General features: G+C 64.3%; 10 protein-coding genes. 6 read left to right on the top strand and 4 right to left on the bottom strand.

Going from position 1 to position 12,344, the window contains the following annotated elements; translation table 11 throughout:
- Positions 1–148: 148 nt before the first annotated feature.
- On the bottom strand, positions 149–1,321 hold the full coding sequence (gene pobA, locus IVB46_RS41170; RefSeq protein WP_231144289.1) for a 4-hydroxybenzoate 3-monooxygenase: 1,173 nt from the start codon (positions 1,319–1,321) through the stop codon (positions 149–151).
- Positions 1,322–1,372: 51 nt separating this feature from the next.
- On the opposite strand from pobA, the gene IVB46_RS41165 reads away from it, so the two are divergent.
- Together IVB46_RS41165 and IVB46_RS41160 are read left to right on the top strand one after the other, a co-directional pair.
- On the top strand, positions 1,373–2,278 hold the full coding sequence (locus tag IVB46_RS41165; RefSeq protein ID WP_038936366.1) for a helix-turn-helix domain-containing protein: 906 nt from the start codon (positions 1,373–1,375) through the stop codon (positions 2,276–2,278).
- A 320-nt stretch (positions 2,279–2,598) separates the two neighbouring features.
- A complete protein-coding gene (locus IVB46_RS41160; protein ID WP_247314582.1) occupies positions 2,599–3,213 on the top strand; it encodes an NYN domain-containing protein in 615 nt (204 codons plus the stop codon).
- 24 nt (positions 3,214–3,237) lie between these two features.
- Here the strand turns inward: IVB46_RS41160 and pcaG are convergent, their stop codons facing one another.
- Positions 3,238–3,864: a protocatechuate 3,4-dioxygenase subunit alpha gene (pcaG, locus tag IVB46_RS41155; RefSeq protein WP_247314583.1), complete on the bottom strand. Its 627-nt coding sequence runs from the start codon at positions 3,862–3,864 to the stop codon at positions 3,238–3,240.
- A gap of 4 nt (positions 3,865–3,868) precedes the next feature.
- A complete protein-coding gene (pcaH, locus tag IVB46_RS41150; protein ID WP_041955084.1) occupies positions 3,869–4,651 on the bottom strand; it encodes a protocatechuate 3,4-dioxygenase subunit beta in 783 nt (260 codons plus the stop codon).
- Positions 4,652–4,746: 95 nt separating this feature from the next.
- On the opposite strand from pcaH, the gene IVB46_RS41145 reads away from it, so the two are divergent.
- The 4 genes from IVB46_RS41145 (at position 4,747) to IVB46_RS41130 (ending at position 11,526) form a co-directional block, all read left to right on the top strand.
- Positions 4,747–5,676 (top strand): LysR family transcriptional regulator, encoded by a 930-nt coding sequence (locus tag IVB46_RS41145; RefSeq protein WP_167768130.1) that lies wholly within the window; start codon positions 4,747–4,749, stop codon positions 5,674–5,676.
- 80 nt (positions 5,677–5,756) lie between these two features.
- The gene (gene pncB / locus IVB46_RS41140; protein ID WP_041955082.1) at positions 5,757–7,061 is read left to right on the top strand and encodes a nicotinate phosphoribosyltransferase; all 1,305 of its coding nucleotides are present in this window, start codon (positions 5,757–5,759) and stop codon (positions 7,059–7,061) included.
- A gap of 246 nt (positions 7,062–7,307) precedes the next feature.
- The gene (locus IVB46_RS41135) at positions 7,308–8,621 is read left to right on the top strand and encodes a GGDEF domain-containing protein (protein WP_247314586.1); all 1,314 of its coding nucleotides are present in this window, start codon (positions 7,308–7,310) and stop codon (positions 8,619–8,621) included.
- Positions 8,622–8,931: 310 nt separating this feature from the next.
- Positions 8,932–11,526: an autotransporter domain-containing protein gene (locus tag IVB46_RS41130; protein WP_247314588.1), complete on the top strand. Its 2,595-nt coding sequence runs from the start codon at positions 8,932–8,934 to the stop codon at positions 11,524–11,526.
- Positions 11,527–11,539: 13 nt separating this feature from the next.
- Here the strand turns inward: IVB46_RS41130 and IVB46_RS41125 are convergent, their stop codons facing one another.
- Positions 11,540–12,172, bottom strand: a complete 633-nt coding sequence (locus IVB46_RS41125) for a TetR/AcrR family transcriptional regulator (protein WP_231145213.1) — start codon at positions 12,170–12,172, stop codon at positions 11,540–11,542.
- Positions 12,173–12,344 lie beyond the last annotated feature (172 nt).

Genomic DNA, 12,344 nt, shown 5'->3' with positions numbered 1-12,344 from the left:
TAGGAACGATCGCACAAGGCAACAGAGCATTTCGGCGTCCGTCACCACTTATTGAAAGGGAACCGGCCTGACGGGCGAACTCGCCTGGTGCCGCGAGGAGAGCTCCCCTTTGGAGCGGCAACGTCAGCTGAGCGGTCACAAACCGTCGCTAAAACGGCAGTCCCACGTAATTCTCCGCGAGCAACCGCTGCGCCGTCTCGGACGAGAGCAGGTACTCGAGCTCCGTCTGCTGAAGCCGGTCCTCATATTCGGAACGGTCGGGAAAACGATGCAGCAGCATCGTCATCCACCACGAAAAACGCTGCGCTTTCCATATCCGCGCAAGCGCCTTGGCGGAATAGCCCGCAAGGCCGGAATCGTCACCGTGCTGATAATGCGCAAGCATGGCGTGGTAGAGATAGTAGATGTCGGACGCCGCGCTGTTGAGCCCGCGCGCGCCGGTCGGTGGCACGATGTGGGCGGCATCGCCGGCGAGGAACAGGCGGCCGTAGCTCATCGGCTCGGCGACGAAGCTGCGCAGGGGCGCGATGCTCTTCTCGATCGAGGGCCCGGTGATCAGGTGGCCGGCGACCTCGTCCGGCAGGCGGCGCTTCAGCTCCGTCCAGAACGCATCGTCGCTCCAGTCCTCCACCTTGTCGGTCAACGGCACCTGGACGTAGTAGCGGCTCAGCACTTGTGAGCGCAGCGAGCAGAGCGCAAAGCCGCGTTCATGCTTCACATAGATCAGCTCGGGCGACACCGGTTTCGTGCGCGATAGCACGCCGAGCCAGCCGAACGGATAGACCTTCTCGTATTCGCGCAGCACGTCCTTCGGGATGGACCTGCGGCTGACGCCGTGAAAGCCGTCGGCGCCAACGACGTAATCGCAATCGATGCGGACGATCTCGTCGTTCGATCGATAGGTCACGTAGGGCCGGTCCGACGTCAGATCGTGTGGCGTCACGTCTTCGGCGTTGTGCACGACCTTGCCGCCGAGGCGATCGCGCGCCTCGTAGAGGTCGCGCGTCAGTTCGGTCTGGCCGTAGACCAGCACCGAATTGCCGCCGGAATGCTTGTGCAGGTCGATATGGGAGAGCACGCCGTCATGCGCGATCTCGAAACCGTTGTGGATCTCGCCCTCGCGGTCCATCCGCTCGCCGCACTGCGCCTCGCGCATCAACCTGGCGAAGCCGTGCTCAAGCACGCCGGCACGGATGCGGGCGAGCACGTGGTCGCGGCTGTATTTCTCCAGCACGACCGTATCGATGCCCTTCAGGTGCAGAAGCTGGGACAACAGCAGCCCGGACGGCCCACCGCCGATGATGCAGACCTGAACTTTCATTTTTACGTCCTCCCGTCGCTGCGTTTTTTGCAGATGCAGCGCCGCAAACCGATGGAGGGTTTCGTCTTTGTCTTGTACTATTCGAACATGAGAACCGCAGCCTCAGCCCCGGCAATCCGGGTCTACAACCTCTTCGGCGAGTCCGGCGATCTGCCCGACGTCGTGCATTGCGAGACGATCGCGTCGCGCTCGGTGCTGCACGACTGGACGCTGGCCGTGCACCGCCATGCCCGGCTGCACCAGGTGCTGCTGATCGAGCGCGGCGGCGGCGAGGCGACGCTCGACGGGCGCGTGGTGCCGCTCCGGCCGATGCAGGTCGTCAACGTGCCGGTCGGCCATGTCCACGGCTTCCGCTTCGAGCCCGATACCCAGGGCTGGGTGCTGACCATCGCCGCGGAAATTCTGGACGAGGCACTGCTTGCCTCGGAAGGACTGCGCGGCGCCCTGTCCCGATCGGCCGTGGTGCGCGGCACGCCGCAGATCCGCACCACCATGAAGCAGATCTTCGCCGAGCACGCCGCACGCGATTTCGGCCGCGCGCACGTGCTGCGTGCACTGTCGGCGGCCATGATCGGGCTGGTGGCCCGCGCGCTCACCAGCGAGAGCGGCGGCAACGGCACGGCGGAAAGCGGGCTGTTCCGCCGCTTCGAGGCGCTGTTGGAACAGCATCATCTGGAACGCTGGAGCGTTGCGGACTATGCAGGCGCGCTGTCGATCACGCCGACCCATCTCAACCGGCTGACGCGGGCAGCGACCGGCGACACCGCCTCGCACCTGATCCTCAACCGGCTGATCCGCGAGGCGCGTCGCAACCTCGTCTACACCAATTTGCCGGTCTCGACGATCGCCTACGCGCTCGGCTTCGAGGATCCCGCCTATTTCAGCCGCGTCTATGCCGCAGCCACGGGCCTGTCGCCGCGCGCCTTTCGCGCCCAGCTCCATGGCGGCGAAGCTTGAGGCCATTCGTGATCGCGCCGGGCTGTCGAGATCCGAACCGGCGCGCCACTTACCTTCGTATAGAGCATCCAACCCTTTGGATACGCGCCGTTTACCTCCGTACAATTGAGCGTGGCATGCGCACGCCTTAACGTGACTGCATTCGGAATCCTGGCGCTGATAGCAGCAACCTCCCTTAACTGGCGCGGGACGGCCCCCCCTCCGGCCGTCTGCGCCGCCTTTTTCCGCGGGCCATCGGCGACTTCGACGTTTTCCGGCCGGCACACAGCCCTGGCGGCTGAACCTGCCGGCTTCAATGCGGAACTGGGGATTAGTGCATAATGTCTTCGCTTGAGAAGATTGCGGTCTTCATCGATGGCCCCAATCTCTATGCCGCCACCAAGGCGCTCGGTTTCGATATCGACTACAGGCGACTGCTCGGCGAATTTCACGGCCGAGGTACACTGCTGCGAGCCTTCTACTACACGACCGTGAGCGAGGATCAGGAATACTCGTCAATCCGCCCATTGATCGATTGGCTCGACTATAACGGGTACACCGTCGTCACAAAGCTCGCCAAGGAGTTCGTTGACGCCACGACCGGCCGCCGCAAGATGAGGGGCAGCATGGATGTGGAACTCGCCGTGAACGCCATGGAACTCGCCGAGCACGTCAATCAGATCGTGCTGTTCTCGGGCGATGGGGATTTTCGTTCACTGGTGGAAGCCATGCAACGCCGCGGCGTCCGCGTGACGGTCGTCTCCACGCTTGCGAGCCAGCCTCCCATGGTGGCCGACGAACTGCGCCGGCAGGCCGACGTCTTCATCGATTTGACGGAGCTGAAGCCAAGAGTGGGGCGCGCCCCGGCCGAGCGGCCGGGATCGCGCGAGATGCGCCCGCAACCACCGCAGGCCGCCACGCGCGGATCGGTCAATCGAGGCGACCAGGTGGAATGATCTTGCGGGACGACCGCCGGATTGTCAGACGTCGAAGAACACTGTCTCCTCCGCCCCCTGCAGATCGATCGTGAAGGAGTACACGACCTTGCCGGCGCGCTCGCCGCGCGTAGCGATCAGCGTCGCGCGCCGCACCGGCGGCTCGACCAGGTTGAGCACGGGGTCGGCGGCATTTGCGGCTTCTTCGTCGGAGAAATAGAGTCGCGTATTGAGACCGATGTTGATGCCGCGCGCGACGATCCAGATATTGACGTGCGGCGCGCATTTGCGACCCGCTTTGTCGATGATGGCACCTGGCTTGATGGTCTCGAACGTCACCAACCCGCTCTCGAAATCGGAGCCGGCGCGGCCCCAGCCGCGAAACTCCTTGTCCACCGGGCTGGCCGGGCGATCGGCCGGATGGTTATAGCGGCCGGTTGCGTTGGCCTGCCAGATTTCGAGCAGCACATCGCGCAGCGGCGTGCCGCTGCCGTCGAACACCTTGCCCTCCAGCGTGATGCGCTCGCCTGGCGTGTTCGGCGTCACCAGCACGTTAGAAAAGTTCTTCTCAAAAATGTCGAAGCCGGCCATGGCCGGGATCAGGCCGATATGGACATAGGGCCCGGCGGTCTGCGAGGCGGTTTCCTTGAGATAGTCGAGCGGCTGCGGCATTGGCTCAGTTCCCCGCGGTGCGATTTTCGAAATAGGTGGAACGCTGGCCGCGCAGCACGATGTCGAAGCGGTAGGCGAGCGAGTCGAACGGCGTCGAGGCGTTGAGGTCGAGCGGCGCCACGAGGCGGTCGAGCGCGTCCTTGTCCGGGATCGTCGTCAGGATCGGACAGACCGGGATCAGGGGATCGCCCTCGAAGTACATCTGGGTGATCAGCCGCTGCGCAAAGCCGGAGCCGAACACCGAGAAGTGGATGTGGGCGGGACGCCAGCTGTTGACGAAGTTGCGCCAGGGATAGGGGCCCGGCTTCACGGTGCGGAAATAATAGTAGCCGGTGTCGTCGCTCAGCGCGCGGCCGCAGCCGCCGAAATTCGGATCGATCGGGGCGAGATAGGTGTCCTTCTTGTGCCGGTAGCGGCCGCCGGCATTGGCCTGCCAGAACTCGACCAGCGTGTTCGGCACGCCGCGGCCGGTCTCGTCCAGCACGCGGCCATGGACGATGATGCGCTCGCCGACGGGATCGCCGTCCTTGGCGTAGTTGCGGATCAGATCGTTGTCGAGCGGGCCGAGATCGTTGTGGCCGAACACCGGACCCGTGATCTCCGAGACCGAGTTCTCGATCGACAGCAGCGGCTGGCGCGGCGAGCGCAGCACCGAGGATTTGTAGCCGGGCGCATGCGCCGGCGGATGGATCGAATGGTCGCGCTGGAAGAAGCCGCCGTCGCGCGGCGTGAACGGCTCGGGTCGGTTGAGGCGGGGATCCTGCAAGGCTGGCGCCTGGACGTTCATCGGCGTTGTCTCTCCCTGTGGCGCCCGGGTCCGGGGGCGCGGCTTATCGGGAGATCATGGGACGATCTATTCTCAAGATAAATAGATCGATTATAATGAATTACATGAAGGAAATCGATCATTTGGCGCTCGACGGCCACGCCCTCGAACTGTTCCTTGCCGTGCTGGAGGAAGGCTCGGTCACGGCGGCAGCGACGCGGCTCGGTCTGACGCAATCGGCGGTCAGTCACGGGCTGAACAAGCTGCGGCGGATCGCGGGCGATCCGCTGTTTGCCAAATCCGGCCGCGGCATCGTCGCCACCGCCCATGCCCAGGCCTTGGCTGCGAAAGCGCGGGCGCTGATCGACGAGATGCGCAGCTTTGCCGGCGGCGTGACCTTCGAGCCAGCGCGCGCACAGCTATCGCTGACGATCGCCGCCAATGATTTCCAGCGCGATTTGCTGTTGCCGCGGTTCTTCGATCATGTCGCGGGACAGGTCAGGAGCCTGAACCTGCGCGTGATCCCCTCGCAGTCGCCGTCGCCCGCGATGCTGCGCGAAAACCGCTGCGATCTCATGGTCACGCCACTGCCGCCATCCGGCGTGGACATCGTGCAGAAGCGGCTGCTCAGCGATCATTACGTCTGCTACTTCGATCCCAAGGCGCGCACCGCGCCAGCCGGCCGCAGCGCCTATCTCGCGGCACGCCACATCACGGTGGTCTATACCGACAACGAGCGGCTCGACTTCGACCGCCGGCTGGCGGCGAACGGCTTTCTGCGTGACATCGCCATCTCCGTGCCGAGCTTTTCCGGCGTGCCGCCCTTCCTGCGCGGCTCGCAGATGCTGGCGAGCATGCCGAGCCTGCTCGCCTCCGGTGTGATGCGCGGTTTCGCGCATGTACCGATTCCGCTAGCGTCGCGGACAAAGACGCTGGCCGAGCTGCCGATGTTCATGGTCTGGCACCAGCGCTATCAGAAAGACCCGGCCCATCGCTGGATCCGCGGCCAGCTCGAAACCGTGGCGGCAACGGCGGCCGGAGACTGAGCCTCGGTTACGGTTTCAGGGAAGTCTGCCCTTCGCCAAACCCACTGGTTGCGCGAGGGCCGCCACGCTAGAATTGTCCCATGACAGTGACCGATATTGCGAGCCGGACCTACAATCATAGCTGGCGGCTGGACCCCATCATCCGCAGCCTGCTGGATACCGACTTCTACAAGCTATTGATGTTACAGATGATTCGGGAGGACTATCCGGATCAGCAGGTGACCTTCTCGGTCATCAACCGTTCGCGCCATGTGCGGCTGGCCGAGATCATCGACGAGGGCGAGCTGCGCGCCCAGCTCGACCACGCCCGCACCATCCGCTTCGCCAAGAAAGAGCTGATCTGGCTTGCCGGTAACACCTTCTACGGCAAGACCCACATGTTCTCGGCGGACTTCATCCGCTGGCTGGCCGAATTCCGGCTGCCCGAATACGAGCTGCGCAAGGTCGAGGGCCAGTACGAGCTGCATTTCCACGGTCCCTGGACCCACACCACGATGTGGGAAATTCCGGCGCTCGCCATCCTCAACGAGTTGCGGTCGCGCGCCGCGATGAAGGGCCGCGGCCGCTTCGAGCTCGACGTGCTCTATGCCCGCGCCAAGGCCAAGCTGTGGACCAAGGTCGAGCGGCTGCGCCAGCTCGAGAATTTACGGCTCTCCGACTTCGGCACCCGCCGTCGCCACGGCTTCCTCTGGCAGCGCTGGTGCGTCGAGGCGGTGAAGGAAGGCCTGGGCCCGTCCTTCATCGGCACCTCCAACGTGCTGCTGGCGATGGACAATGATCTCGAAGCCATCGGCACCAATGCGCATGAGCTGCCGATGGTCGCGGCTGCGCTTGCCAAGGACGACGAGGAGTTGCGCTGGGCGCCCTATCGCATTCTCGACCAGTGGCGCCAGACCTATGGCGGCAATCTCCTGATCGCGCTGCCCGACGCCTTCGGCACCAAATCCTTCCTGCGCGATGCGCCGGAATGGGTCGCCGACTGGACCGGCTTCCGCCCCGACAGCGCGCCACCGATCCAGGCCGGCGAGGAGATCATCGCCTGGTGGGAAAAGAAGGGCCGCAACCCCAAGGACAAGCTGCTCGTCTTCTCCGATGCGATGGATGTCGGCTCGATCGAGGAGACCTATCACCACTTCTCCGGTCGCTCGCGGCTCTCTTTCGGCTGGGGCACCAACCTCACCAATGATTTCGTCGGCTGCCCGCCGGACGGCTCGTTCAATCTCGATCCCATCTCGCTGGTCTGCAAGGTGTCGTCGGTTGACGGCCACCCGGCCGTCAAGCTCTCGGACAATCCGGAGAAGGCGACCGGCATGCCATCCGAGATCGAACGCTATTTGCGCGTGTTCGGCGACGCTGGCCGGGTGCGCAAGCCGGTGCTGGTCTAGCGCCGGACCAAACTCTCTCGATCAGGTAAACCGCGCAGGACGAATGCGAGGCATTGGTTCGCCACGACCGCATCGGTTCCGGTTCGTTGGCATTTGCAACGATCTGCGGGCATCCGCTTCACGACGCTTTCACCCTGCAGTGCAGTCGCCTGCTTCTTTGGGGTCGAGTTAAGCAACTTTCCCCTCTACTTGGCGTTGCAGGCGCGACGCTCCGGTGGGGTCGTTGATCGATTTGGGGAATGCAGGGTGTTTCGCAGAACAGCGACGTCGACGAAGGGGCGTAGTTTCCTTCACGTCATCAAACTTGTCTCGCCATTCGTGATGGTCGTCGTGCTCCAGGCAACGATCGCGGGATTCAGCCTCGAGGTGATGTCATCGGTCCGCGCCTATGTCGCGGGCGAAGCGATGTGGTCGCGGTCACAGAAAAACGCGGTCTATTTCCTCAATCTCTATCTGCATTCAGGCGAGGCGAGCCAGTTCACCCACTACCAGGCGTCCCTTGCCGTTCCCATCGGCGATGAGTTCGCGCGCTGGGCACTCGAGCGCGATCCGGTCGACGTCGAGGCCGCCCGCGTCGGGTTTCTGCAAGGCGGCAACCATCCCGATGACGTTCCGGGATTGATCTGGCTGTTCCGTTATTTCAGCCGCGTCAGCTTCCTCCAGGAAGCGATCCACGAGTGGGCGGCCACCGATCCCATGCTGCTGGAGCTCAGCGTGTTCGGCGAGGTCATCCGGTCCGAGCTGGCGCACGGACCCATTGAGGACCGCGACCGCCTGCGGCTGCTGTCGTCGCGGCTCTCGGAGCTCAACACGCAGTTCACGGTGCATGCAAAGCGGTTCTCGACCGTCCTCGGCGAAGGCTCGCGCGCCATCAAGGTCACGCTGACGTGCATCAACATCGTGGCGGCCGCGACGCTGATCCTGCTCCTGATCTGGCACACGCGGCGCTTGATGCTGCAACGACAGGCGTTCGAGGATGCGTTGCATGCCGAGAAGGAGCGCCTGGCATGGCAGGCATCGCACGACTGGTTGACCGGCCTGTCCAACCGCCGCGCCTTCGAGGTGCGCCTGCAAAGCGTGCTGGACACCACCGCGGCGGGCTCGCTTGGCCTGATCCTGCTCGACCTCGACCAGTTCAAGGGCGTCAACGACACCTGCGGCCACCTCGCCGGCGACCGCCTGCTCTGCCAGGTCTCGCGCCTGCTGCAACAGGACCGGGGGCCGCATGATCTGGTGGCCCGGCTCGGCGGCGACGAATTCGGCCTGATCCTGCCGCAGTGCTCCCCCTCGACCACCGTCGATATCGCCGAACGCCTGCGCAGATCGCTCGAGCTGTTCACCTTCGCCTGGGACGATCGTTGCTTCGCGGTGACCGCCAGCATCGGCGTCGCCTGTATCGCGGACGGCAACACCACGCTCGAGGACGCCATGCGGCGCGCGGATGCCGCCTGCTACCGCGCCAAGGAAAAGGGGCGCAACCGGGTACAGGTCGACAACGGCAGACCGGACGTCGTCGTCGTTGCAGCCCGGCCGCGCGAGGCCGTCGCAGCGCGAGGTTGATAGGCGCCGGCCCTCTCAGCCCCGGCATCCGATTGCAGACATCGTCCAACGGCGTCGCGACGGCGCGGCTATGTGACGCCGCAGCCACATTGCTCCCCAAAAAACTGCGTCTTTCGCTTTCCGCCACACCGCCTTGCGCGCTGATCCACGATGGCCGGAACCTCCCCCGCTAAGCATGGCACCAGCCAACGTTGCGGCCCGAATCCCGCCCGGGTCGTGCCGAAAGAGGAGTTTGCAGGTGCCCTGGAATGGTTTGTTGACCCCGCCCCAGATCCGTCGCGCGAAGACGTGTCGGCGGCATGCGTTTCTCTTGAGCACCGCGATCGGCGCCGTTGCCGCAGGTAGCGCGCTGCCGTGGCTCGCGACGCCGGCAGAGGCGGCCTGTGTGGTGACTGGAAGCGGCGCGCAGGCAGCGCTTCAGTCGGGCGATTCAATCACCTGCACCGGGGCGGGCAACACCCAGGTCAAGACGGCGCCCGTGGTCAGCGGTGTCACCGTCAACATTGGCGACGGCACCGCGACCTCTCTGAATGACCCCACGTTTGCCAGCATTGTCTTCCAAGCGGCATCCAATAGCGCGATCAGGGTTTTCGACAACGCGTCGATCATGTCTACCACCAACGACGGCATCGACGTGACGGGCGGAAGCAACAATACCATAACGATCGATGCGGGGGCTGTGGTTGGGTCGACAGCCTTCCCGTCGGCGGGCCTCGCTCTGGCCAATTCGAGCAACAACGTCGTCAATATCTCCGGTACGGTTGGAAGCGTCGCTCTCGGAGCCATCGGGATCAGCATCGGCGCCGGAGCCGCGAGCAACCAGGTGAACATCCTGTCGAGCGGCTTTGTGAAGTCCGGCAACGTCGCCGCCATCGATCTCAGCGGCGCGGCCGACGGCAACGTCATCAACAACGCGGGCACGATTTCGAGCGCCTCGGGTACGGCCATCATCGGCTCGAACAATCAGGACACCGTCATCAACGTCGGCACGATCCAGACCAGCGCCAGCACGGCCGTCGATCTCAAGGACGGCAACGACGTCTTCGAGCTGCGTGCCGGATCGAACGTCATGGGATATGTCAAAGCCGGCAACGGAACGGACACGCTGCGCTTGGGCGGGACGGCAAACAATACGTTCGACCTCGCCACATTCGGCTTCTCCAGCCAATTCCAGGAATTCGAGGTCCTGGAAAAGACCGGGAGCTCCAGCTGGACGTTGACGGGCATCACGATGGACGCGACCGCCACCATGTACGTCCAGGCCGGCACTCTCATCGTCAACGGCATGATGGCCAACATCGCGACCACGGTCAGCGGCGGCACGCTCGGCGGCAGCGGCATGATCGGAAGTCTCAACGTGTTGTCGGGCGGCACGGTCGCACCCGGAAATCTCGGCCAACTCGCCGTCAACGGCAATGCGACGTTCAACACTGGCTCGACCTATGCGGTCTCCGTCAATGCCGCCGGACAGTCCGACAAGATTGCCGCCGTGACCGCGACGCTGAACGGCGGCACCGTCGCCGTCACCACGCTTGCGGGCGCCTACAATCCCTCGACGCAATATACCATCCTGAGCACGACGACTGGCGTCACCGGCAGCTTCTCGGGCGTGACCGTCAGCGGATACAATCCGCAGCTCTTCGCTTCCTTCCTCAGCTATGACGGGTTCAGCGTCTTCCTGACGCTCAACTACAACAATGCTGCATTCCTCTCGATCGCCCAAACGCAAAACCAGAAGGCCGTGGCCGGCGCCTTGAGCGCGTTCGGTCCCAACCTGCCTTTCCTCTCCTCCTTCGCGGGCCAGAGCGACGCCCAGCTCCGTTACAATCTCGATCAGCTCTCGGGCGAAGCTGCGACCGGCGCGCGGCAAGGCGCCTTCCAGTTCACGGGCCAGTTCCTCGGCCTGATGCTAGATCCATTCGTCGATGGCCGCGGCAGTGGCATCGTCGACGCGGGTCGCACGGCATTCGGCTTCAGCCCAGAACGCGCCGCGCTGCCGGACGATATCGCCCTCGCCTACAACAAGGTGCTGGGGACGCCGGCGATGAAGGCTCCAGCCTTTGCGGAGCGCTGGACGGCTTGGGGCACGGCGTTCGGCGGTACCAACCGCACCAGCGGCGACCCCGTCGTGATCGGCAGTCACGACCTGAGCGCGCGCGCCGGCGGCGTCGCGGCCGGCGCCGATTATCATTTCGGCCGCGATGCGCTGGTCGGTTTCGCGCTGTCGGGCGGCGGCACCAAATGGGATCTCGCGCAGGCGATCGGCGGCGGCAAGAGCGATGCAATCGAGGCCGGCGTCTACACCGCCGTGCGCACAGGGCCGGCCTATTTTGCCGCCTCTCTCGCCGTGGCCAATCATTGGATGTCGACAGATCGGCTCGCACCGTTCGGCAACCAGCTCACCGCCAAATTCGACGCGCAAACCGTCGGAGGCCGCATCGAGGGCGGCTATCGCTTCGCCACGCCGATTGGCGGCTTCACGCCATATGTGGCGGCGCAGGCGCAGGCTTTTCGCACACCGACCTATACCGAGGCCGATCTGGCCGGCAGCGGCTTTGGCCTGACCTATCAGGGACGCACGGCCTCCGACACGCGGAGCGAGCTCGGCGCGCGCTTCGATCGCGCGACGCTGGTCACGCCGAATTCGGTCCTCACGTTGCGCGGCCGCGCGGCCTGGGCCCATGATTGGGTGAGCGACCCGACGCTCGTCGCTGCATTCCAGGCGCTGCCCGGCGCGAGCTTCATCGTCAATGGCGCAACGCCGGCAAAGAACACCGCGCTCGCATCCGCAGGTGCCGAACTGAAGTTTTCGAACGGCGTTGCCCTGTCGGCGAAGTTCGACGGCGAGTTCGCGGCGCGCAGCACCACTTATTCCGGCACCGCGAGCCTGCGATACGCGTGGTAGCCGCTTTGCCTCCTCAAGGCGACCGTGCGCCGACCGGCACGATCCCGAGGCCGGCGAGATGGGTATCGACGAATTGCTCGACCTGCTGGCGCAGCATCTGGGGCGGGACCGCCACCATGCGCTCCTCGAGGCCGAGCGAGATGATTCCGTGCACGGCGGAAAACAGCGTGCGCGACAGCAGCGCGATCCGCACGTCGTCCGCAGCCGGTAGCAGCCGCACCAGGGGTGGATGCATCAGCGCGAAAGCGTCCATCACCATCTGAAGGATGTCGTCGGGATAAGGACGGTCGTCCTCCATCCGATGCTCGAACAACGAGCGCAGCAGGTTTGCGTGCTCGGCGAAAAATTCGAGATAGGTCGCGGCCAACCCGTAGAGCTGGCGAACGGGATCTTCCCCCGGGACCTCGCCGAGCCGCACCGTGAGCGCCTGAACCGTCTCCCGATTGACCGTCAGGATCACCCCGTCGAAGTCGCCGAACTCGTTATAGACGCTGCCCACCGAGCAGCCGGCAGCCTCCGCAACGTCACGAACCTTCAATGATCTCAGCCCCTTAGCTGAAATAATGTCGCGGGCGATCTCCAGGATCTGGAGCCTCCGCCGATTTTTTTTCTGGTCGCGTGGCGATTCTTCTTGAACATTGTTCATTTTCAAGCTACTCATGTGAACATTGTTCAAATTAACCCGGAGATCTGCAAAATGCAAACCCTCGCTGTTGATATCGCCTCCACCTTCGTCGACGACGCCGCGGCTCTCGTGACCGGACTTGGCCGGGCCGTCCTCAAGTTCGTGATGCAACCGGTCGATCGCATCGCAAATG

It is taken from the genome of Bradyrhizobium sp. 61, from assembly GCF_023073075.1.
GTDB lineage: Bacteria > Pseudomonadota > Alphaproteobacteria > Rhizobiales > Xanthobacteraceae > Bradyrhizobium > Bradyrhizobium barranii.
Note: the sequence above shows the minus strand (reverse complement) of the source record. Positions and strands in the feature narration are given on the sequence as shown.

Bases quoted from the DNA above. Each gene is read 5' to 3' on its own strand.
- pncB (WP_041955082.1), top strand. From the start codon at position 5,757: ATGACAGTGACCGATATTGCGAGCCGGACCTACAATCATAGCTGGCGG.
- pcaH (WP_041955084.1), bottom strand. From the start codon at position 4,651: ATGAACGTCCAGGCGCCAGCCTTGCAGGATCCCCGCCTCAACCGACCC.
- IVB46_RS41145 (WP_167768130.1), top strand. From the start codon at position 4,747: ATGAATTACATGAAGGAAATCGATCATTTGGCGCTCGACGGCCACGCC.
- IVB46_RS41160 (WP_247314582.1), top strand. From the start codon at position 2,599: ATGTCTTCGCTTGAGAAGATTGCGGTCTTCATCGATGGCCCCAATCTC.
- pobA (WP_231144289.1), bottom strand. From the start codon at position 1,321: ATGAAAGTTCAGGTCTGCATCATCGGCGGTGGGCCGTCCGGGCTGCTG.
- pcaG (WP_247314583.1), bottom strand. From the start codon at position 3,864: ATGCCGCAGCCGCTCGACTATCTCAAGGAAACCGCCTCGCAGACCGCC.
- IVB46_RS41165 (WP_038936366.1), top strand. From the start codon at position 1,373: ATGGAGGGTTTCGTCTTTGTCTTGTACTATTCGAACATGAGAACCGCA.
- IVB46_RS41125 (WP_231145213.1), bottom strand. From the start codon at position 12,172: ATGAACAATGTTCAAGAAGAATCGCCACGCGACCAGAAAAAAAATCGG.